20 protein-coding genes and 1 riboswitch are annotated in these 24,108 nt (G+C 30.0%); of the genes, 19 read left to right on the top strand and 1 reads right to left on the bottom strand.

The window, feature by feature from the left end:
- Positions 1 to 136: 136 nt before the first annotated feature.
- The 19 genes from KEC93_RS04265 to KEC93_RS04355 all read left to right on the top strand — a co-directional run bounded on the left by KEC93_RS04265 (position 137) and on the right by KEC93_RS04355 (position 22,086).
- Positions 137 to 1,465, top strand: a complete 1,329-nt coding sequence (locus KEC93_RS04265; protein WP_023974048.1) for an ABC transporter substrate-binding protein — start codon at positions 137 to 139, stop codon at positions 1,463 to 1,465.
- 66 nt (positions 1,466 to 1,531) lie between these two features.
- On the top strand, positions 1,532 to 2,410 hold the full coding sequence (locus tag KEC93_RS04270; RefSeq protein ID WP_023974047.1) for a carbohydrate ABC transporter permease: 879 nt from the start codon (positions 1,532 to 1,534) through the stop codon (positions 2,408 to 2,410).
- Positions 2,410 to 3,237 (top strand): carbohydrate ABC transporter permease, encoded by an 828-nt coding sequence (locus KEC93_RS04275; protein ID WP_023974046.1) that lies wholly within the window; start codon positions 2,410 to 2,412, stop codon positions 3,235 to 3,237. The genes KEC93_RS04270 and KEC93_RS04275 overlap by 1 nt, the downstream gene beginning before the upstream one ends.
- 129 nt (positions 3,238 to 3,366) lie before the next feature.
- A complete protein-coding gene (gene yicI / locus KEC93_RS04280; protein WP_077869269.1) occupies positions 3,367 to 5,724 on the top strand; it encodes an alpha-xylosidase in 2,358 nt (785 codons plus the stop codon).
- A gap of 179 nt (positions 5,725 to 5,903) precedes the next feature.
- Positions 5,904 to 7,679 (top strand): M3 family oligoendopeptidase, encoded by a 1,776-nt coding sequence (locus tag KEC93_RS04285; RefSeq protein WP_077869270.1) that lies wholly within the window; start codon positions 5,904 to 5,906, stop codon positions 7,677 to 7,679.
- A gap of 88 nt (positions 7,680 to 7,767) precedes the next feature.
- A complete protein-coding gene (locus KEC93_RS04290) occupies positions 7,768 to 8,526 on the top strand; it encodes an EFR1 family ferrodoxin (protein WP_023974043.1) in 759 nt (252 codons plus the stop codon).
- Between the two features lie 108 nt (positions 8,527 to 8,634).
- Complete coding sequence (locus KEC93_RS04295; protein WP_011968119.1) at positions 8,635 to 9,402, top strand: hypothetical protein; 768 nt, start codon at positions 8,635 to 8,637, stop codon at positions 9,400 to 9,402.
- 270 nt (positions 9,403 to 9,672) lie between these two features.
- On the top strand, positions 9,673 to 9,981 hold the full coding sequence (trxA, locus tag KEC93_RS04300) for a thioredoxin (protein ID WP_023974042.1): 309 nt from the start codon (positions 9,673 to 9,675) through the stop codon (positions 9,979 to 9,981).
- A gap of 132 nt (positions 9,982 to 10,113) precedes the next feature.
- Positions 10,114 to 10,593: a glutathione peroxidase gene (locus tag KEC93_RS04305; RefSeq protein WP_023974041.1), complete on the top strand. Its 480-nt coding sequence runs from the start codon at positions 10,114 to 10,116 to the stop codon at positions 10,591 to 10,593.
- A 126-nt stretch (positions 10,594 to 10,719) separates the two neighbouring features.
- Positions 10,720 to 11,586 (top strand): NAD(P)/FAD-dependent oxidoreductase, encoded by an 867-nt coding sequence (locus KEC93_RS04310; RefSeq protein WP_023974040.1) that lies wholly within the window; start codon positions 10,720 to 10,722, stop codon positions 11,584 to 11,586.
- 174 nt (positions 11,587 to 11,760) lie between these two features.
- Positions 11,761 to 12,201, top strand: coding sequence for a MarR family winged helix-turn-helix transcriptional regulator (locus KEC93_RS04315; protein ID WP_011968123.1), 441 nt, complete (start codon positions 11,761 to 11,763; stop codon positions 12,199 to 12,201).
- Between the two features lie 54 nt (positions 12,202 to 12,255).
- On the top strand, positions 12,256 to 12,936 hold the full coding sequence (locus KEC93_RS04320; RefSeq protein ID WP_011968124.1) for a Crp/Fnr family transcriptional regulator: 681 nt from the start codon (positions 12,256 to 12,258) through the stop codon (positions 12,934 to 12,936).
- A 146-nt stretch (positions 12,937 to 13,082) separates the two neighbouring features.
- Positions 13,083 to 13,775 carry a Crp/Fnr family transcriptional regulator gene (locus KEC93_RS04325; RefSeq protein WP_023974039.1) on the top strand — a complete coding sequence of 231 codons (693 nt, stop codon included), beginning with the start codon at positions 13,083 to 13,085 and terminating at the stop codon, positions 13,773 to 13,775.
- A gap of 80 nt (positions 13,776 to 13,855) precedes the next feature.
- The gene (locus KEC93_RS04330; RefSeq protein WP_011968126.1) at positions 13,856 to 14,623 is read left to right on the top strand and encodes a formate/nitrite transporter family protein; all 768 of its coding nucleotides are present in this window, start codon (positions 13,856 to 13,858) and stop codon (positions 14,621 to 14,623) included.
- A 12-nt stretch (positions 14,624 to 14,635) separates the two neighbouring features.
- Positions 14,636 to 15,646 (top strand): anaerobic sulfite reductase subunit AsrA, encoded by a 1,011-nt coding sequence (gene asrA, locus KEC93_RS04335; RefSeq protein ID WP_077869271.1) that lies wholly within the window; start codon positions 14,636 to 14,638, stop codon positions 15,644 to 15,646.
- Positions 15,639 to 16,433 (top strand): anaerobic sulfite reductase subunit AsrB, encoded by a 795-nt coding sequence (gene asrB / locus KEC93_RS04340; protein ID WP_023974037.1) that lies wholly within the window; start codon positions 15,639 to 15,641, stop codon positions 16,431 to 16,433. Before asrA ends, asrB begins: the two co-directional genes overlap by 8 nt.
- 12 nt (positions 16,434 to 16,445) lie before the next feature.
- The gene (gene asrC, locus KEC93_RS04345) at positions 16,446 to 17,411 is read left to right on the top strand and encodes a sulfite reductase subunit C (RefSeq protein ID WP_017211747.1); all 966 of its coding nucleotides are present in this window, start codon (positions 16,446 to 16,448) and stop codon (positions 17,409 to 17,411) included.
- A 901-nt stretch (positions 17,412 to 18,312) separates the two neighbouring features.
- Positions 18,313 to 19,950 carry a hydroxylamine reductase gene (gene hcp, locus KEC93_RS04350; protein ID WP_077869272.1) on the top strand — a complete coding sequence of 546 codons (1,638 nt, stop codon included), beginning with the start codon at positions 18,313 to 18,315 and terminating at the stop codon, positions 19,948 to 19,950.
- A gap of 297 nt (positions 19,951 to 20,247) precedes the next feature.
- Entirely contained in the window at positions 20,248 to 22,086 is a 1,839-nt protein-coding gene (locus KEC93_RS04355) for an APC family permease (protein ID WP_023974035.1), read from the top strand.
- 140 nt (positions 22,087 to 22,226) lie between these two features.
- Here the strand turns inward: KEC93_RS04355 and KEC93_RS04360 are convergent, their stop codons facing one another.
- A complete protein-coding gene (locus KEC93_RS04360; RefSeq protein WP_011968132.1) occupies positions 22,227 to 23,651 on the bottom strand; it encodes an amino acid permease in 1,425 nt (474 codons plus the stop codon).
- A 151-nt stretch (positions 23,652 to 23,802) separates the two neighbouring features.
- Positions 23,803 to 23,977, bottom strand: a riboswitch (Lysine riboswitch).
- Positions 23,978 to 24,108: the final 131 nt, after the last annotated feature.

Raw genomic sequence — 24,108 nt, forward strand, 5'->3', positions numbered from 1 at the left:
ATGTTCAAAAAAGTGCAAAACGGAGTTCTTTTTTATCTATGTCTAATTAATATACTTAGTGATATTATAAGCATGTAGCCAATGTAAAGCATATCAGAAATGTGGACAAATATTTATATTAATGGGGGTATAGTTAATGAGTAAACGTTTATTAAAATTAGTTAGTGCGGTTTGTATGACAGCACTGATAGGGAGTGCTTTTGTAGGGTGTGGAAGCAGCAATGGAGATGGAAGTAAAAGTGCATCGGGAAGTGGAGATTCAGTTACATTAACATTTGGATCTCATCAATCAGGTCTTCCAACATCTGGAGTTGTACAGGATTTGGCAAAAGATTTTGAAAAAGAAACAGGAATTAAAATTGATTTTCAAATTTCTCCGGATGCTCAATGGCGTGATTTACTTAAAGTAAAGTTGGATTCTGGTGAAGCACCAGATATTTTCTGCGCGGATGCTGATCCTTTAAATCTAGTAACAAGAGTTAATCCTGAAAAATACGTATTAGATGTATCAAGTGAAGAATGGGTAAAGAGAATGGACCCAAATGTTCTTCCTTCAATCTCATACAATAGCAAAGTTTATGGTATCACTTTTCCAGGTAAAAAAATGTATTTCTATGTTTACAATAAAGAGATATTTGAAAAATTAGGCTTGAAAATACCAACTAATTATCAAGAATTCAAAAATGTATGTCAAAAAATAAAAGATTCAGGAGTTACTCCAATTTATGAAGGAACTCAAAATGGATGGCATCAAGTACTTCCATTATTTGAAACAGGAGCAATGTATCAACAAAAGCATCCAGACTTATACAATAAGCTTAATAAAAATGAAGTTGATTTAGATTCTATACCTGAATTACAAACTATAATCAATGAATTAAAAGAATGTGCTGATTTAGGTTTTTATGGAGATAATTACTTAAGTAATTCAGTAGAAAATGCAAAAGAAGCAATGGCAAAAGGAAAAGCTGCAATGTTTATAGCAGAATCAGCATGGAGAAATGAAGTGAAATCGGATTTTCCTGATTTTGACGTTAATAAGTTAGGTATATTTGCAATGCCTTGGGGAGATAACCAAACAATTGGTGTGAATCCTGCAAGTAATGCATATTTTATAAATAAAAATGGAAAGCATGTAGAAGAAGCAAAGAAATTCTTTGATTTCCTAGCAAAACCTGAGAACTTACAAAAACGTTTAGATGGACAACCAGGATTATCAGAATTATGCTGGCCTGAAGTAAAATCAAAATATTCAAAAGAGGACCAAGCATACATTGATTCATTGCAAAAAGGAATGGTTATGCAAGCTGGCGTTAAATATATTGACAGCCAATGGATGGATATTGGAAAAGACTTAGAGGCTATGTATAGTGGTTCATCAACTCCAAAGCAAGTATTAGAAACAATTATGAATAGAAGAACAGAACAAGCTAAATTACAAAAAGATCCTGATTGGGATAAATAATTACGGTTATATGAAAATAAGGTTTCTCCTTTTGAAACCTTATTTTATTAAAATGGAGGGATTTGAATGGACAGAAAAAAATTATATCCGTGGTACTTTACAAGCGGGGCTCTATTAATCTTTTTCTTACTTTGTTTTTTACCAGGAATTATAGGTATATTATATTCATTCACAGATTGGAATAATTTCACTGATAAGATCAATTTTATAGGATTCAAAAATTATGCTGAAGTATTGAAAGGTAAGCCAGAATACCGTGCATATTTGTGGAATACAGTATTATTTACTACAGTTACAACAATCATGAAAACGGTAGTTGGTCTAGCTTTAGCCCTATTATTAACACAAAAATTTATCAAACTAAAAAACTTTCATAGAATGGTTATATTTTCTCCTCAAGTAATGTCTTACTTAGTAGTGGGACTTGTTTTCAAAAGTATGCTACATCCAGATACAGGATTCGTAAATAATTTTCTTAAATCTGTAGGGATGGATTTCTTGGCTATGAATTGGCTGACTGATTTAAAAATTGTTTTTGCAACTGTCATGTCTGTAGATACTTGGAAGGGTATGGGGTACATAATGGTTGTAATTATTGCAGGATTGATGTCTATTTCTCCTGATTATTATGAAGCAGCAAATATTGATGGTGCTAATTTTTGGCAAAAGTTTCGATTAATAACCTTGCCATTATTAAAACCAATTATTATAAATGCAACTATATTAAATGTAACATATGGATTTAGAGTATTTGATATGATTTATTCATTAACTAACGGTGGACCAGGTAATGCAACAGGTGTAATTAATACTGCAGTTTATAAGGAGTTCTCTAAAGGAAATTATGCAATGGGTACTACATTATCAAGTATATTATTCTTTGCATTATTACTATTAGTATATTTCATTATAAAATCTATGGAAAATAAGGAGGTAGATGCATAATGGTAACTTTAAAGAAGTCAATTGGAAGCGTAATCGCAAATATAGTAACAATTTTTATAAGCTTATTAGTACTAATACCAATGGTAGTTTTATTTCTTAATTCTTTTAAGAGTCAAGGTGAATCAAATAAGATGTCGCTGTCTCTGCCTAAAGAATGGATATTTGCAAACTATAAAACAGTAATCGAACAGGGAAAATTGGTCTCATCGTTTTTAAACAGCCTTTTATATGCTACTTGTAGTGTTTTAATAATTGTAATTGTAGTAGCAGCAGCGGCGTTTGTTATTGCAAGAAATCGTAAAGGTATTAATAATTTTATATATTACTTTATCCTTTCAGGTATAGCGATACCAATTAACAATGTTGCATTAATGAAAGTTTTGCAGGCATTAAATCTTGTAAATACTAGATTAGGGATTATTCTTGTTTATGCAGCAATAAACATTCCTCTTAGCTTATTTTTATCATATGGGTTTATTTCAACAATACCTAGAGAGATTGATGAAGCCGCTGTTATTGATGGATGTGGACCAATTAGATTATTTATAAAAATAATACTTCCATTATTAAAACCGATTATTTCGACTTTATTTGTTTTGAATTTTATGGCTGTTTGGAATGACTTTACAATGCCTTTATATTATTTAAATAATTCTGCAAAATGGCCAATGACATTAGCGGTTTATAATTTCTTTGGAGCATTTGAAAATTCATGGAATTTAGTTAGTGCAGATATAATACTAACATTGCTACCTGTATTAATTATATTTATATTAGGGCAAAAATATATTGTTGGTGGTGTTTCAGCAGGGTCTGTAAAAGGCTAATAGAGCAGGAATGTTATAGTTAGATAATTTAGCATAGTTTAAATAGAAAGAATAAATAAAATAATAGAATTTATAAAGTTCCTAAAGACAAAAGCTTATTTAGGAAACAGAGTAGGAGCGTGTATTAATATGAAATTTAGCAATGGATGCTGGCTGGACAAGCCAGGATATCAGATATTTAGCCCTCAAGAAGTTTATAGTACTAAAATAGAAGAGGATGTTGTAACTCTTTATGCACCATGTAATAAGATAAACCAACGAGGAGATACATTAAAGGGGCCAGTTATAACATATAAAATCTCTTCGCCAATGGAAAATGTAATAAGAGTTAGAGCATATCATTTTATGGGACAACGAAAAAAGTCTCCAAACTTTGAAATTTATAAAGATGAGAAGGTTAATAGTTTAATAGAAGAAAATGAAAAAAATATAATATTTAAATCAGGAGATCTTAAAGCTGTAATAGATAAAGATGTATTTCAAATGAGCTTTTATAGAGGAGATAAAAAGCTAACGTCTAGTATGCCAAGAGGACTATCATATGTTAATACTGCTGAAGAAAGAGTCTTTATGAAGGTTCCAGAAGAAGGAGTCTTCATGAAGGAAGAATTACAATTATCCGTAGGGGAATTGGTTTATGGACTTGGAGAAAGGTTTACCCCTCTAGTAAAGAATGGCCAAAGCATAGATATATGGAATGAAGATGGAGGAACAAGTACAGAGCAGTCATATAAAAACATACCATTTTATATGACTAATAAAGGATATGGAGTATTTGTAAATCATCCTGAAAGGGTATCTTTTGAAGTTGGTTCAGAAAAAGTCACTAAAGTTCAATTTAGCGTTCCAGGAGAATATCTAGATTACTTTATAATTGGTGGAGAATCAATGAAAGAAGTAGTTGAAAATTATACAACACTAACAGGTAAACCAGCACTTCCACCAGCATGGTCATTTGGATTATGGTTAACAACATCTTTCACTACAAATTATGATGAAGAAACGGTTAATAGTTTTGTTGATGGCATGGCAGATAGAGATCTGCCACTTAGAGTATTTCATTTCGATTGCTTTTGGATGAAAGATTTTAATTGGTGTAATTTTGAATGGGATAGCAGAGTATTCCCAGATCCAAAGGGAATGCTTACAAGATTAAAGAAAAAAGGATTAAAAATATGTGTCTGGATAAATCCATATATTGCTCAAGAATCAAAGTTATTTAATGAAGGTATGGAACACGGATATTTCATAAAGAAACCTAATGGTGATGTGTGGCAATGGGATTTATGGCAGCCTGCAATGGGGATTGTAGATTTTACAAATCCAGATGCATGCAAATGGTATTCAGATAAGCTTAAAGAATTAATTGATATGGGAGTAGACTGCTTTAAGACTGATTTTGGTGAACGTATACCAACAGAGGTTGAGTATTTCGATGGATCAGATCCATATAAAATGCACAATTATTATACCCAAATATATAATAAGGTAGTATTTGAGACTTTAAAAGAAAATTTAGGAGACGATGAGGCAGCAGTATTTGCAAGATCAGCTACTGTTGGAGGACAAAAATTCCCAGTACATTGGGGAGGAGACTGTGAAGCGAATTATGAATCAATGGCAGAAAGTTTAAGAGGTGGATTATCTCTTTGCATGTCGGGCTTTGGATTCTGGAGCCACGATATAGGAGGTTTTGAAAGTACTGCAACAGCTGATGTATATAAGAGATGGGTTGCCTTTGGATTATTATCTTCTCATAGTAGGTTACATGGAAGCAGTTCGTATAGAGTACCATGGCTTTATGATGAAGAAGCTTGTGATGTGGTTAGATTTTTTACTAAACTTAAGTGTAGAATAATGCCATATTTATATAACATAGCTAATGATGCATCAAAAAGAGGTATACCAGCTATGAGAGCTATGATGTTAGAATTCCAAGATGATCTAGCTTGTAATTACTTGGATAAACAATATATGCTTGGAGATTCTATCTTAGTTGCACCCATATTTAATGAAGAGGGAGAAGCAAATTATTATTTACCAGAAGGAATGTGGACTAACTTCATAAGTGGAAAGAAATATAAGGGTGGAAGATGGATCAGAGAAAGACATGATTACTTAAGTGTACCTATGATGGTTAAAGAAAATAGTTTAATTGCTGTTGGAAATGAAAATTCTAAGCCGGACTACAATTATAGAGATAATGTATCAATTTTTGCCTATGAATTAAAAGAAAATAAGAAAACAACTACAAGTGTCGTAGACATGAAAGGCAACAAAGTTCTTGAAGTGGAAGTCACAAAAAATGAAAAAAGTATTATTATTGAATCTATAGGTACTGAAGGAGAATGGTCTTTAGTACTCAAGAAACTTTCTAATATAGAAAATGTTGATAATGGAGTACTTATTCATCAAGGAGAGGATACAATAATTAAATTTACAGATGGAAATTGCAAATGTAATTGTAAAATAGAGTTTAGCATGTAACAATTTTAATATAAAGCACATGTAATATATGTAAGAATCTGGAAGGTCAACTAAATTTATTATTAGTTAACTTCTAGATTTTTATTATATAATGAATATTTTATAACCTATAATTGATATTATAATGGTATATAATAAAGTTAGGAAAAAATATAAATACAGACTTGGAGTGAATATTTATGGAACTAAATTGGAGCCTAAAGGAAATATATCCGTCATTTGATGGCGATGAATTTAAACAAGACTTAAATAAATTAACAAATATTATTGAAGAAATCAATAAATGGGCATTAGAAGCTACTAAAAATAAAGATAACTTAGTAGAAAAATTAGAGGACTATATAAATAAATTTACAAAAGTAACAGACTTATCTAGTAGAATTAGTATTTTTATAAATCTAAGCTTAAGCGTAAATACAAAGGATAAGAATGCATTGAGGTATTCAGATATTTTAGAAAAGAAATTAACAAATTTAATTGGAAGTTCAGTTAAATTTGAAAGATATATTAGCAGCATAGAAGGCCTGGATGAAATAATAAGTAAGTCTAAGTTACTTAAGGAACATGAATTTATGTTAAAAAATATAGTTGAGCAAAGTCAATATTTGCTCAGCGATAAGGAAGAAAGTATAATTGCTAATATGAAAAATACAGGCTCAAATGCCTGGGCGAAACTTAAGGATAATTTGATTTCCACATTATTAGTAGAAATTGAAGAAGATAATGAAATTAAGCATATGCCATTAACAATGGTTTTAAATATGGCCTATGATAAGGATGCAACTGTAAGAAAAAAAGCATATGAAGCAGAAATAAAATCTTATAAAAAAGTAGAAGAAGGTGTAGCTGCGGCATTAAATGGAATAAAGGGTGAAGTTTTAACAGTTTGTGATTTTAGGGGATATAAATCTCCACTTGAAAAGACACTCATAGATTCAAGAATGAGTGAAGAGTCTTTAGAGGCAATGTTTTTAGCTATGAAAGAAAGTCTTCCGGTATTTAGGAAATACTTGAGAAGAAAAGGTGAAATGTTAGGTCATAAAAACGGACTACCATTTTATGATTTATATGCACCTGTTTGCGAAGCAGATATGAAGTTTACATACGAAGAAGGTACTAAATTTGTTGAAAAAAACTTCAGAACATTTAGTGACAACTTAGGAGATTTTGCAAGGAAAGCAATTGATAATCATTGGATAGATGTAAAACCAAAGGAAGGAAAAGTAGGTGGAGCTTTTTGCGAGAATCTACATTTCAATGGAGAGAGTAGAATACTCCTAAACTATGGCGATAATTTTGGAGATGTAGTAACTCTCGCTCATGAATTAGGTCATGGTTTTCACGGAGAGTGTTTAAATAATGAGACTACGTTAAATTCAGATTATCCAATGCCGATAGCAGAAACCGCATCTACATTTTGTGAAACAATAATAAAAAAGGCAGCAATAAAAGATGCTTCTAAGAATGAAGCTTTAGCAATCCTTGAAACTGAAATTAGCGATTGCACACAAGTTATTGTTGATATATACTCTAGATTCCTATTTGAAAAATCATTTTTCGAAGCTAGAAAAGGAAGTTCTTTAAGTGTTGAGGAAATAAATGATCTTATGCTGGATGCTCAAAGAGAAGCATATGGAGATGGATTAGATCCTGATTTTTTACATCCATACATGTGGACTTGGAAACCTCATTATTATGATGCCGAGTATAATTATTATAATTTTCCTTATGCGTTTGGATTATTATTTGCAAAAGGATTATATGCTGAATATTTAAAAAAAGGAAAAACTTTTTCGAAGGAGTATGAAAAATTACTTTCAATTACAGGAAAAAATAAAATAGCTGATGTAGCAAGAGTTATGGGCATAGATATAAATGATACAGAATTCTGGAGAAATTCTTTAAAAACTATAGAAGAGGATATAGAAGAATTTATAGATCTTAGTAATAAATAAGAAAAATTTTTATGGAATTATTCATCAAATAAATATATTTTTATTTGATGAATAATAGGTATAGTAGGGGTTAGAGGAGTAATTTTAAATGAAGATATTTTATAATACATCCACTGGTAATTCGTTGTATGTAGCAAAAATAGTAAAAGAAAGTTTTAAAAATTGTGAATTGGTATCTATGAGTAAGGCATTAAAAGAAAACAAGCTTGAAATTTGCGAAGATATTATTGGATTTATATATCCAATCCACTGTTCAGGACTACCAATTGTGGTTAATGAATTTATCTCAAAGTTAAAGATAAATAAAGATGCATATATCTTTGCAATTGGAGTTTCAGGAGGAGGAGGAGCAAATACTAGCTTTGTTCAAATTAATAAATTATTAAAAAGTAATGTTAAAATAAGTAATTATTGTACCATTAGGTATATTTCTAATTATATACGAGCAGGTAGAAATCCTACTAAAGCTAGAGCTGAGGAAACTATAAAAGAAAATGAAAGTAAGATAGTGGATTTTATAGAGTCAGTTAAGAGAAGAGATGCTAAAGAAATTAACTTTAAAGCTGGAATTGGAAATTTAGCATATAAGATATGGAAAGATTTTTATAGAAATAAAGATAGAAACTTTAATGTAAATGAGAAATGCATTAGTTGCAATATGTGTAAGAAAGTTTGCCCGGTAGATAATATCGTGATAGAAAATAATAGACCAAAATGGTTAGGAAAATGCACAGACTGTATGGCTTGTATAAATATATGCCCTAAAGAAGCAATAAATATAGGAAAGTCTACAATTAAAAAGAACAGATATTTAAATCCATATATAAAGAGAGAGGAATTAATATAGAGATATAAGATAAAAAAATAATATAAAAAAATCCTAAAAATGATAACATAAATGTAATAATATGGTAAAATATTTATATAAATAATATATGAATGGGGTTGTCAAGTAATGGGTTTTTTTAAAAAAGATGATATTCAAGAAAAAGAAGTTCAAGTAACTAATGAAACTAAAATTGAGAATTTAGAGATTGATAAAAGAATTTCTAAAAAGAAAAATTTATCTCTTTTTGATGTAGATACGATTCAGTATGTAATTAAAAATTTTCCATCCATGTCCATTGAAATTCAAAGTGGTCTGAGCAACTTGGCAAGCATACTAGAAAATACCATAGACCACATTGAAGATAAGTCAAATGAAATAATTAAAAAAGATAGGGATTTTAAATTAAGTAAAGCTTATAGAGATACATCTATAGCTATATATAGCGTTGTTGAAAACATAAATGAATATGTTAAGTGGATGCAAGATGAATATGAGAAAAATATACAATCTGATGAAGAAAGTATTTGTAAGATAAGAAAAGATTTGGTGGAAATTAAGAAAGAAGCATCTATAGATAAAGAAAAACAAGAATTAAAAAATACCTTAATTAATGAAGAAGCTATAGAAATATATAAGGATTTTTCATTAAAAGAACCTAAAGCAATAAAGTTGGATGATAATATTATAGATGTTGAAGATTGGGATGACTTACTTGTTAAAACAGCTGAGGTACTTACAAAACAATATAAAAAAAATAAAAATATTAATAAGACTATGAAATCAATTAAACCAGTTGAAAAAAAATCTCCACAAAATTCTTTTAGGGATACTGTTATAGATATGCTAACGGAGTATAAGATAAATTTTGATGAATTTAAAGTTATAGTGAAGTAAGATATGTAGAGTAATTCTTGTATTTCAAATAAATCAGCTTACATGCAAAGAAATATTTGCATTTTAAGCTGATTTTTTATATAGTTAAATAATAATAAAAATATTGACAATGGATATTATAAAAAGTACAATATGATTATAAAAGATTGAGTTAAATTTAATTTATAAAAATTTATTTTTTTTATGAATAGTAAATATAAAAAAGTTTAAAATAGCTAGAGATATGTTTAAAAAAGCTTTAGTTTAATTTATAAGATGGAGGAATAAAGTATGAAAATAGTAGATACTAACGAATTTAAAAATGAAATAGAGAGTGGAGTTACAGTTGTAGATTTCTTTGCAACTTGGTGTGGACCTTGTAAAATGTTATCTCCAGTGCTTGAAGGATTATCAGGCGAAATGGAAGGAAAGGCTAAATTTATTAAAGTTGATATAGATCAAAGTTTAGACTTAGCGAATGAGTTTCAAATTTCAAGCGTTCCAACAATGATAATATTCAAAGATGGACAAAAAGCAGAGCAACTTATAGGATTTTTACCAAAAGAAAAAATTCAACAAGTAATTGAAAGTAATCTATAAAATATTTTCTACATTAAAAAACATAGTGCAATATTAAAATGTACTATGTTTTAATTTTCAATAAATAAGTTGAGTAAAATTAAATTTTATAAAGTTTACTTTTTAAGCATAATTATGTAAGGAGAGATAATCATGAATTTTTATAGTTTTTCTGCAAATAAAATGAATGGTCAAGAAGTAAAAATGGAAGAATATAAAGGGAAAGTAGTCTTAATAGTAAATACTGCGAGTAAGTGCGGATTTACACCACAATTTGAAGCGTTAGAAGATATTTATAAGGAATATAAAGATCAGGGATTAGAAATATTAGGTTTTCCATGCAATCAGTTTGCCAAACAAGATCCATCTAGCAATGAGGAAATAAATTCGTTTTGCAAATTAAATTATGGAGTTACTTTTACTATGTTTGAGAAAATTGATGTAAATGGAACTAGCGCACATCCGCTATATGAATTCTTGAAAAATAAAAAAAGAGGACTCTTTAATAAGGAGATAAAATGGAATTTTACTAAGTTTTTAGTTAATAAAGATGGAGAAGTTATAGGGCGATATTCTCCAACAACAAAGCCATCAAAAATTAAAGAAGATATTATAAATTTGTTAAATGCTTAAATTATTGCATTTTTGAAATAGACATTAAGTGGTGCAGAAGATATATTATAATTATATAGTTTAAATAAGATAGTTTATAATAGAAATAGGTTTATAATTAAATATACGTAAATGGAGGAAAAAAAGATGAGCGAAAGATATGATATAGCAATAATAGGAAGTGGACCTGCAGGTTTGTCAGCTGCATTGAATGCAAGAATAAGAAAAAAGAATTTTATAATATTTGGGAATAAGGAACTTACTAGTAAGCTTGCAAAAGCTCATGAAATAAATAATTATCTAGGCTTTTATAAAAAAAGCGGTAAAGAATTGCAAGAAGAGTTTAATAAACATTTAGAAGAAATGGATATAAATATAACTGAAGAGAGAATTAATAATGTATATGCCATGGGAGACTATTTTGCTTTAATGGTAAATGAAAAAATGTATGAAGCTACATCAGTAATATTAGCCACAGGTGTTGAATACGGAAAATTATTTGATGGAGAAGAAAGACTTCTTGGAAAAGGAGTAGGATATTGTGCAACTTGTGATGCTCCACTATATAGAGGAAAGGTAGTTACAATAGTTTCTTATAATAAGCATGAGGAAGAAGAGGCTAATTTTATTGCATCAATAGCATCTAAAGTAAATTATATTCCTATGTATAAGGAAAAAGTTGAGGTAGATCCTTCTATAGAAATTATAAATGATACACCAGTTGGAATTATAGGAGAGGATAAAGTAAGCAAGCTGAAGTTAAAGAATTCAGAAATTGAAACAGATGGTATTTTTATACTTAGAGATAGCATTTCTCCAGGGCAATTGGTACCAGGATTAAAGATAGTTGATAACCATATTGAGGTAGATAGATTAATGAGAACGAGTATCAAAGGATGTTTCGCAGCTGGCGATATTGTTGGAAAGCCATATCAATATATAAAGTCAGCTGGAGAAGGCAATATAGCCGCTTTATCGGCAGTAAGTTATGTTGATTCTGTTTCTAAAAAATAGTAAAGCTATAGAAATAAGATATGTTATCTATAATATTGAGCATAAGTAAGCTTTATGTATTGGACGAAAAGTGCTATATTAAAATTGACATGCCAAAGCAAAAAAGTTAAACTTACTTTGGTTTGTTAAAATTAAATTTATATAAATGATATGGCGGTTATAGGAGAATGAATTATGAATAAATCAAAAAAATATGAAAGTATCAAATTAGACAATCAAGTTTGCTTTTCTTTATATGCAGCATCAAGGGAAATAATAAAATTATATAAACCAATTCTGGATAAATTCAATCTAACATATACACAATATATCGCGATGCTGGTATTATGGGAAGATGAAAAGAGTACGGTTAAGGATATAGGACGAAGATTGCACTTAGATTCTGGTACATTGACGCCACTATTAAAGAAGATTGAAGGAATGGGATTAATAACAAGATATAGAGACACAAATGATGATAGAGTAGTAATTATTGAATTAACTGAAAAAGGAAGACTTCTAAAGGATGACATATTAGAAGTACCACGTCAAATAGTATGTAAAGCTAACATAACAACTGAAAGTGCTATTGAATTAAAAAGAAATTTAGATGAATTATTAAAATCTTTAGAGTAACTTTGACTGATTTTGTCTGGGCCCTGATTAGATATTTTTTGGAGGAATTTCTATATGGAAGATGTACTTAATAAATTAAAGGGAAATGAATTTTTTCAAGATTTAAGTGTTGAGGAAATTAGGGATCTTATTTCAAATATTGGATATAATTTAAGATCATATAAAAAGGGAGAAATTATTGCTAATGAAGAAGATGAATGCAATAGTTTAGGTTTTGTTTTAGAGGGGATAGTCGAAATTCAAAGAATATACCTTAGCGGAAAACAAATAATTCTAAAGAGACTAAGTAATGGAGATGTATTTGGTGAGGCATTAGTATTCTCAAAGAAATCAAAATATCCATCTACAGTTATAGCTTTTAGTGACTGTAATATACTTTATATAAGCAGAGCAGACATACTAAAATTATGTACAAGTGATGAAAGAGTATTAGGGAACTTTATGTCTTCATTGAGTAATAAGATATTTATGTTAAATTCAAAGATAAAAAGTATAGCGTTTAAAAGCATCAAACATAAAGTTATAAACTACATATTAGAACAGGCAAAGAGCCAAAAAAGTGAAATAGTTAAACTGAAAGAAAATAAAGAAGAAATTGCATCTTCACTAGGTATTCCTAGACCATCTTTATCAAGAGAATTAATGAATCTTAGAGATCTAAATTATATTGAGTTTGATAGAAATATAATTAAAATTTTAAATATTGAAGAGTTAGAAGCAGAATTATTTGATTAAAATGATATATATTGATATTTCATAAGGCAGAGGTATACGTAGAAATCATTAATATAAAATAATTTTATTATAATAGAATAATTAGGTTAGCTTACTATCGCAAATATTATTTTATTAAGTTTATAGTAAGTAATTAGGAGTTATTTATGAAAAATATTTCTGAAGAACAGTTAGAGGAGTTAGAAATTTTTAATAGTGTTTCTAAATCATCTTTAATTAAGCTTAAGGATTTTGGAGAAGTTAAAAAGTATCAGCCTGGAAATCATCTTTTTAGAGATAAAGAAGAAGTATCTACTTTATATGTAGTATTAAGCGGAAGTATATCTCTATATAAATTAAATGAGAATGGAAATAAACGTGTTATATTCATTTTGGGTAGAGGTAAAATGATTAATGATGTTATCATACAAGATTTACCATCGTCTATAAATTGTGAGATATTTGAAGAGTCTTACATATTAAGTTATGACAAATATACATTTTTAAAGATTATGGAGGATGATTTTATCCTTACCAAGAATGTTATGTTTTCATTAGCTATGAAAGTAAGAAGATTGTATAGGCAGCTAAAGAATGCAACAGGTGTAGTAAGAATGGAAAAGAAACTTGCGGCAAAACTTTGGAAACTTAGCAGAGATTATGGAGTTAAGTGTGAGGATGGAGTAACTATTAATATGAATATAAGTGTAACATATCTAGCAGATTTACTTGGCTCAAAAAGAGAAACTGTATCCAGATCACTAAAAATACTTTTGGACAATAAATTAATTAAGTATGAGAATAAAAAAATTAAAGTAATTGATCAAGATAAATTATCAAAATTTTTTAAAGCACCGTGATTTATATCACGGTGCTTTATTTATTAATAACTTATAATTAATTTATAGGTAAACGTATATATGAAAGGGGAATTTATAGTATGTTTTGTGAAGAATTTAACAGTGTAATTATGGCAGCCAAGGCAAAAGTTAATTTATTAAAGACAAATAAACTAGGATATTTCATAAGTTCAATGCTTGCAGGTCTTTATGTGGGTATGGGAATTATGCTTATATTCACGATAGGAGGATTATTAGGTGGTAGTGGATCACCTGCTACAAAAATAGTCATGGGAGTATCCTTTGGAGTTGCCCTTAGTTTAGTAATTATGGCAGGATCAGAACTTTTTACAGGAAACAACTTTATTATGACAGCTGCTTCTTTAAGAAAAGAAGTAAAGTGGACAGACACTATTAACATATGGATAGTTTGTTTTATAGGAAATTTAGTTGGTTCTATTATTGCAGGATATTTATTTTATGCTACAGGACTTACAGCTGGACCCGTTGGAGAATTTATTGCAAAAACATCAGCAGCTAAAATGAGTGTACCATTTTTACCACTATTAGTACGTGGGATTTTTTGTAATATACTAGTCTGCTTAGCTACATGGTGTAGTTTTAAATTAAAAAGTGAATCAGCTAAGCTTATTATGATATTTTGGTGTTTATTTGCATTTATAACAGCAGGTTTTGAACATAGTGTTGCCAATATGACTCTTTTGACAATAGGATTACTTAATCCGGGAGCTGCAAGTGTAAGCATTATGGGTTATGTGTATAACATAGGTGTAGTAACACTTGGAAATATGATTGGTGGAGCAGTATTTCTAGCACTACCTTATTATATAATTTCAAAAAAGAAGTAAAGGAGTAAGCTGATGGGATATAAATTAAGCAAAAATGATATTAATAAAGTATTCGAAGATTTATCAAAAGAATATGTAGTATATGCACCAAAATTATTTGAAGGTGAAGGTAGTTTCTCTGATACTGATAGAGTACGTTATGGTGAAATAAAAACAATAGATGATATAGTTTTTGATCAAAAGGCCCAATATTCATATAAGGAAGTATTACTTCCTATATCTCAAACACTTTTCTATTTCACAGAAGATTCCATAAAGGAAACAGATGCTCCTAAAAAAGGTGCTATCATTTTCTTAAGAAGCTGTGACTTACATGCGGTAAAACGTATGGATGACATTTATTTAAGAAATGGACAAGAAGATTATTATTATAAGAGAATAAGAGAAAATGCAAAATTTATTTTAATGGGGTGTGAAAACTCATTTGAAAATTGTTTTTGTGTAAGTATGGAAACAAATAAAAATGATGAATATAATGCATACTTAAAAGTAAATGGAGATAATGTATATGTAGATGTTAAAGATGAGGAGTTAGGAAACCTATTTAAGGTTGATGAAACTTTAGATGTTAAACCAGACTTTGTAACGGAAAATAGTGTAAAGGTTTCGATAACAGATAATCTTTCTTTAGATGTTATGAAATCAGATATGTGGAAAGAGTACAGTGCTCGTTGTATTGCTTGCGGAAGATGTAATTTTGTTTGTCCTACATGTACTTGCTTTACAATGCAGGATGTCTTCTATACTGATAATGGTAAAGCAGGTGAAAGACGAAGAGTATGGGCATCTTGCCATGTAGATGGATATACAAATATGGCTGGAGGACATAGTTTTAGGTTAGATAAAGGACAACGTATGCGTTTTAAAGTGCTGCACAAAGTATATGACTATAAAAAGAAATGGGGATATCATATGTGTGTGGGATGTGGAAGATGTGATGATATCTGCCCAGAATATATATCATTCTCTAACTGTGTGAACAAATTAAAAGATGGTATGAAAGAGGTGGCAGACAATGAGTAAAAATGAATATATTCCTTTTTTATCAGAAATTAAAGAAGTAATTAAACATACAGAAATAGAATATACTTTTCGAATGGAGTTTAATGGTGATGTAAAACCAGGACAGTTCTTTGAAGTTTCATTACCAAAGTTTGGTGAAGCACCTATTTCAGTAAGTGGTATTGGAGAGGGCACTGTAGACTTAACTATAAGACGTGTTGGAAAAGTAACTAATGAAATATTTAATAATTATGTTGGCGATAAATTATTTCTAAGAGGACCTTATGGTAATGGCTTTGATATTGAAAATTACAAAGGAAAAGAATTAATAGTTGTTGCAGGGGGAACAGGTCTTTCTCCAGTAAGAGGAGTTGTAGATTACTTTGCAAAAAATGCAGGTGAAGCAGAAAGCTTTACTCTAATTGCAGGATTTAAATCTCCTAATGACGTTTTATTCAAAGATGATATTAAAATGTGGAAAAGTAATATAAATCTTATTCTAACTGTTGATAATGCAGAAGAAGGATACAATGGCAATGTTGGAATGGTAACAAAATATATTCCTGATTTACTAATAAATGATATTAATAATTCAGCAGTTATTGTAGTAGGACCTCCTATTATGATGAAGTTTACTGTTGCAGAGTTTTTAAAACGTGGTATAGATGAAAATAATATTTGGATTTCACAAGAAAGAAAAATGTGTTGTGGAATCGGAAAGTGTGGACACTGTAAAATAGATGATACTTATATTTGTTTAGATGGTCCTGTTTTCAATTATTCAAAAGGCAAATTCTTAATAGATTAGGAGGGGTTAGTTGTGGATTTAAATACAAAGGCAATCAAGAAAAATGCTTTTAGGGTCACTAAAAAAAGAGGGATAACTGCCTCTAGAATTAGAGTTCCTGGGGGGCATTTAGATGCGGAATTATTAGGAATGATACAAGAAATATCACAAAAGTATGGTGATGGAACTGTTCATATAACAACACGTCAAGGTTTTGAAGTACCAGGTATAAGCTTTGAGGATATGGATAAAGTAAATGAATTGTTACAACCAATTATTGAAAAATTAGAAATAAATCAAGAAATACCAGGCAAAGGATATACTGCTGCAGGAACTAGAAATGTATCAGCATGTGTTGGAAACAATGTTTGTCCGTTTGCTAATTATAATACAACTAATTTTGCAAAGAAAATAGAAAAAGCTATTTTCCCAAATGATTTACATTTTAAAATCGCATTAACAGGATGTCCTAATGATTGTATTAAAGCAAGAACACATGACTTTGGGATAATTGGAATGACAGAACCACAATATAATATTGATAGATGTGTAAGTTGCATGGCATGTGTGAAAGCTTGTAAGAAAAAATCAGTAGGAGCACTTGAAGCTATTAACTATAAAATCGTAAGAAATAAAGAAAAATGTATTGGTTGTGGTGAATGTGCAAATGCATGTCCTACAGGAGCATGGACAAGAAGCAAAGAAAAATATTATAAGTTAGTTCTTATGGGAAGATCAGGTAAGAAGAACCCTCGTCTTGCAGAAGATTTCTTAATTTGGGCTGATGAGCAAAGTATAATTAAAATAATATTAAATACTTATAAATTTGTTGAAGAATATATAGACAAAGATGCTCCAGGTGGAAAAGAGCATATTGGTTATATAATTGATAGAGTTGGATTTGAAGAATATAAAAAGTGGGCATTAAAGGATGTAGAATTCCCGGAAAAAACTATCATCAAAGAACGTATTTATTGGAGTGGAATACATTTCTGCTAGAATTAAATGTATTGCGAATCGTCTGAAATATAAAAATACTTGCAGTATAGTATAATTTTAATTTACTGCCAGACAATCGAATGGGAATATATGTGTTTACTCTGTTTCCTAGAAGATTTTACTGGATTATTCTAAGATTATAAGTTGCATCCAAAATGCTTGCTTCAAAGACTACGCTTTTGAACAAGCATATTTGGAACAACTTATAATCTAGAATAACGACCAGCAAAATCTTCTTATGAACACTCTGTAAAAACATATATTACCATTCTTTGTTTAGTAGTAAGTTTAAATTAAGAATATATTAATGCAAGTATTTTTATATTTATCAGATTAGTAATACCTTTGATAGAGATTATTTACAATCACTAATACAGTTTGTACCCTTATAATACACAAATATATAACTTTTGAAGATAAATCTGTGAAATACTTAAAGTGATAGTAAAACAAAGAAATAGAATACATATATGTGCAGCAGGCATTGAAAAATGAGCTGATGGTATGTCTTAATGGGAGATTGTTCCGTTTTGCTTGTCCAAAATGAATTTTGGAGCATGCATAAATGGATACAACCTCCTATTTAGACATACCCAGCGAAGTTTTTCTAGTCCTGCGAAACATATATGTATTCTATTTCGGTTGGTTACCACTTCACTTTAAGTTCGTCACAATACCTTTAAATTGTTATGACTTAGAGTATATATGGATTCTAGGTTATTTTTATGTATTTATAAAAATAATTCCAAAAGATTTCTGAGTCGTAACAAATGAAACAGAGTATTTTATAATTTCAATGTAAAATAGGTTCATAAGGTGATTCGAGGGAATGTACCTAACTGATATAGAAATTTATAAAAATTTATTTGATAAAAATTAAGTGTGTGGAGGAGATTTCAATATGGATAATAAAATGTTTTGTTTTCAATGTCAAGAAGCAGCAGGATGTACAGGATGTACTGTAAAAGGTGTGTGTGGTAAGACTCCAGACCTTGCTAAAATGCAGGATTTATTAATATACGTGACTAGAGGTTTATCAGAAGTTGCAACAAAAGCTAGAGAAGAAGGTATCGTTGTATCACGAGCTATTAATACTACGGTAACAATGAATCTTTTCACTACTATAACTAATGCTAACTTTGATAAAGAAGTATTTTATGGAAGAGTAAAAGATACTTTAAAAATAAAAGAAGAATTATTAGGAAAATTAGCTAACAAAGAAAGCTTAAGTGCAGCTGCTTTATATAATGCAGAAGCAAGAACTGATCTTGAAGCTAAAGCAGAAACAGTTGGAGTATTAGCTACTGAAAATGAAGATATTAGAAGCTTAAGAGAGCTTATTACTTATGGATTAAAAGGACTATCAGCATACATGAAACATGCTAATGCTTTAGGATATGAAGATGAAAATATATGTGCATTTATGCAAAAAGCTTTATCATTAACTGCTGATAACAATGTAACAATAGATGAATATATAGCATTAACTTTAGAAACAGGAAAAGTTGGTGTTGATGGAATGGCTTTATTAGATAAAGCTAATACAGAAAGTTATGGTAATCCAGAAATAACAAAAGTAAATATCGGAGTTGGAACAAATCCAGGAATACTAATTTCAGGACATGACTTAAAAGACTTAGAACAATTATTAATACAAACAGAAGGAACAGGAATAGATGTTTATACACATTCTGAAATGTTACCAGCTCACTACTATCCACATTTAAAGAAATACTCACATTTAGTAGGTAACTACGGAAATGCATGGTGGAAACAACCAGAAGAATTTGAAAGCTTTAATGGACCAATACTTATGACTACAAACTGTATAGTTCCTCCAAGAGATAGTTACAAAGGAAGACTATATACTACTGGCTCAGCAGGTTATGAAGGATGTACTCATATTGCAGCTGATGAAAATGGAAAGAAAGATTTCTCTGTAATTATTGAACAAGCTAAGAAATGTGCAGCACCTACTCAAATTGAAGAAGGAGAAATTGTTGGTGGATTTGCTCATAACCAAGTATTAGCTTTAGCTGATAAAGTGGTTGACGCAGTAAAAACTGGAGCAATTAAGAAATTCTTCGTTATGGCAGGTTGCGATGGTAGACAAAAAGCTAGATCATACTACACAGACTTTGCAGCAGCTCTTCCAAAAGATACTGTTATATTAACAGCTGGTTGTGCAAAATATAAATACAACAAGTTAGATTTAGGAGACATAGGTGGAATTCCAAGAGTTTTAGATGCAGGACAATGTAATGATTCATACTCATTAGCAGTAATTGCATTAAAACTTAAAGAAGTATTCGGTCTTGAAGATATAAATGAATTACCAATAGCATTTAATATTGCATGGTATGAACAAAAAGCAGTAATAGTATTATTATCTCTATTACACTTAGGAGTAAAGAATATTCACTTAGGACCAACTCTTCCTGCATTCCTTTCACCAAATGTAGCTAATGTTTTAGTAGAAAACTTTGGTATAGGTGGAATTACAAATGTTGAAGATGATATGGCAATGTTCTTAAGATAAATTAATATAAGATAAATAATAGAAGAAGATAGCTGGTATGAAACTAGTTATCTTCTTTCTTTTTATTTAGAATACAGTAAGTAGTAAAGACAAAATCGTACTGTCGAAAAATATTTAAAAATAAAGTTGTATTGAAAACGTATTTATAAAAATAAATATATTTACATCAATAATATATAGATATATAATCTGTATGTTGTAATAGCAGGTAATAAAAAAGGAGGAGAAAATCCTTTTTATTACCTGTTGTATAAAGTTGAAATTGCATAGTAATTTTTACAATATGGGGGAAGAATTATGTTTAAAAAAATTCAATCATTATTGATTGGAAGAGCTCTTAAAACTAACGAATTAGCTGAAGAAAAATTTAGTGTTATTTGGGGGCTGCCAATATTATCAAGTGATGCTATTTCATCGGTAGCTTATGCAAGTGAAGAAATACTATTAGTTCTTATACCTATTCTTGGTATGCGTGCATATGGATCCATGATAGAAATAGCAATAGCAATTACAGTTTTATTAGGAATAATAGTGTTTTCATATAGACAAATAATCGATAATTTTCCTCATGGGGGCGGATCGTATATTGTTGCGAGCGAAAATATAGGTAAGCTTCCAGGATTGGTGGCAGCGTCATCATTAATAATTGATTATTTATTAACTGTTGCAGTTAGTACCTGTGCAGGAGCAGCTGCAATAACATCAGCGATTCCATCCTTGTTGCCGTATCAACCGTTAATAGCTATTTTTGTAATAGGGTTAATAACATTAGGGAATCTTAGAGGAATAAGGGATTCATCTAAGTTATTTGGAATACCAACATATTTATTTATATTATCAATAATAATAATGATAATAACAGGAGTATTCAAAGTATTAGTGTTGAAAGAAAGTCCAGAGCAATTATATGTAGTTCCACAAGCAGCTGGAGATTTAACTTTGTTATTATTCCTAAAGGCCTTTTCTTCAGGATGTACTGCTTTGACAGGTATCGAAGCGGTAAGTGATGGAATACCTAATTTTAAAAATCCAGCTCAGAAGAATGCGAAAATAGTATTAGGAACATTAGCTTGTATTGTTTTTATTATATTTGGTGGGATATCATACCTCTCAACAATGTACAAAGCAGTTCCGGGTCAAGATATTACAGTAATAGCACAAATAGCAATCCAAGTTTTTGGACAAAACAGTTTAATGTTTTTTATAGTACAAGCTACGACAGCTATTATTCTTACACTTGCAGCTAATACTGCATTTTCAGATTTGCCGCTACTGTTATCAATATTAGCTAAGGATGGATATGTTCCAAGACAACTTGGGAAAAGGGGAACTAGATTAAGTTTTTCAAATGGAATAGTATTGTTATTTCTAGTATCCTCACTTTTAGTTTATATTGCAGATGGTAGTACTCATATGTTGTTATCTTTGTATGCGGTTGGTGTATTTATATCATTCACATTATCACAATTTGGAATGTTTAGAAAATGGACTAAGAGCAAGGAAGGGCATTGGAGACATAAAGCGTTTATAAATGGGTTAGGGGCAGCTGTTACAGCAGCAACATGCATAATAATAGGTGTAGAGAAGTTTAAGCATGGAGCATGGATTGTGCTTGTATGCATACCGATACTTGTAACAGGAATGTTAAGAGTTAGAAGACACTATACTAAAGTTAGAGAGAACTTAAAAATAGAAACAGGTTTAGAGAGTTTAATTGTAAGAGAAGCAATAACAAAACATGTTATTGTGCCAGTTCAAACAATTAATAAATCTTTCATTAAGAGTTTAAATTGCGCTTTAACTCTTGGGGAGAACATAGAAGTTTATCATGTTAGTACAGATGAAGAAGTCACAAAGAAACTAATAGAAAAGTATAATAAGCTTGGGATAGCAGCTCAATTGGTCATAGAAAATGCGCCATACAGAAATGTTAACGAAAAACTTTTAGCGTATGTAGAAGAAAAACATAAGCACTTAAAGAAACACGAAGTAATAACAATAGTAATGCCTCAATTTATTATACATAAATGGTGGCATCAGACACTTCATAATCAAACATCAATACTTTTAAGAAGATCTATACTTAAGATGAGAAATGTAGTTATTGTAACTGTGCCTTATATAATTAATGAATAGGATCATATAATATAGAAAGGAGAGTACCTCAAAAATATTTGAGGTACTCTTCTTATTTCCAGAGAAATATAATATTTAAAGCTAAAATAGAAAGTACAAGTAAAAGTTAAACTTAAAAATTATGATCTTACTTTTTGTTACTATTTATCAGAGAAGTCTAAATCAACTTTATCTAAAGGAATAACTTTAGTCTTATTCTTTATTTTATAACCTACGTATAAGATTAAGAATAATGGAAGTCCTATATAAGCTGCAATTAATCCATTCCAATCAATCGCCTCAGGAGTAATGTATGAATATCCTTGACCTATTATTATAATAATACACATTAATAATGCTAATATTGGACCAAATGGATATAAACTAGCCCTATATTTTAACTCATTTAAATCCCTTCCTTGATAAACATATGCTTTCCTAAATCTATAGTGGCATATTGCTATACCTACCCAAGCTATAAATCCAGCAAGACCAGATGCTGCAACTAGCCAAACATAAACAGTACTCTCTGCATATAGACCTGTTAAAAAGCAAGCAGAAGCTATTAATGTAGTTAGAAGTACGGCATTTATAGGTACACCTCTATTATTTGTTTTAGCAAAAGCTTTAGGAGCCATACCTTCTTTAGCCATTGCATAAAGCATTCTACTTGATGCATACATACCAGAGTTACCAGCAGATAATACAGAAGTTAATATGATCGCATTAATCAGTGAAGCAGCACCTGCAATACCAGCTTTTTCAAATACCATTGTAAATGGGCTTGTATCAAGTCCAGCTTCAGTAAATGGTATTATTGCTCCTAGGACAATAATCGTACCTAGGTAAAATATTAATATTCTCCAAAATATTGATTTTATAGCTTTTGGAATATTCTTCTCAGAATCTTCGCTTTCACCTGCAGCAATTCCAATAAGTTCAGTACCTTGAAATGAAAAACCTGCAATTAAGAAAATAGAAAATATTGATTTAATTCCTCCATGGAACGGTCCATCTTCAATGGTGAAGTTATGAAATCCTATTTTATCTCCACCCATTATGCCTACAATCATTAAAACACCAATTACTATGAATATAAGAACGGTAACCACCTTAATACCAGCAAACCAGTATTCTGATTCTCCATATGCTCTAGATGATAAAATATTTAAGCCTACTATAATTACTAAAAATAAAATACTCCAATATAGGGCATTTACATCTGGAAACCAGTATTTCATCAACAGAGCACCGGCAACCATTTCGGCTGCAATTGTTATAGCCCAGTTGTACCAGTAGTTCCAGCCAAGGGCAAATCCAAGAGCTGGATCAATAAATTTATTAGCATATGAGCTAAATGAACCAGATATTGGCATATGAGTTGCCATTTCTCCTAAGCTTGTCATTAAAAAGTATACCATTATACCTACTAGTGCATAAGCTACTAATGCACCACCAGGACCAGCTTGGTGGAGAGTATCACCCATTGCAAGGAATATACCGGTACCAATAGATCCGCCTATGGCTATCATGTTTAAGTGTCTTGCTTTTAAACTTCTCTTTAATTCGTGATTTTCTTCACTCATTTTTCTATCCTCCATTATGGTTTTAAATTTCCATAAGCAAGTAACTAAGATAATATAAAAATTAAAACAATAAAAAAAGCCATGAGAGCATACTCATGACATAAATACGAAAGTTACACATTTTAAAAATATGACGAATATCGACATTTACATTAAAAATAGCTCTCCACAAAATAAGTTGTGGCAGTCTTGTATATATTTTACACAAGCCCAGCAAATAGTATTAAAGCAATCAGCTATTTACTTCGGCGAAAGTTCCTTTCTTATTACTTCAATGAGCTTACCTCCATAATAATACTCTTAAATTTCGCGCCTCTATCTTAGTTATTTACCTATTAAGTTATATGTAATTATGTAATAAAATGAGGAATAAGTCAATATAAAATATTTAACAATTTATAAAAATGCATAGAAAATGACTAAAAAATTTGCATATTAAAAGCGACTATCGAAAATT

Origin of the sequence: Clostridium beijerinckii, assembly GCF_018223745.1 — a bacterium.
GTDB lineage: Bacteria > Bacillota > Clostridia > Clostridiales > Clostridiaceae > Clostridium > Clostridium beijerinckii.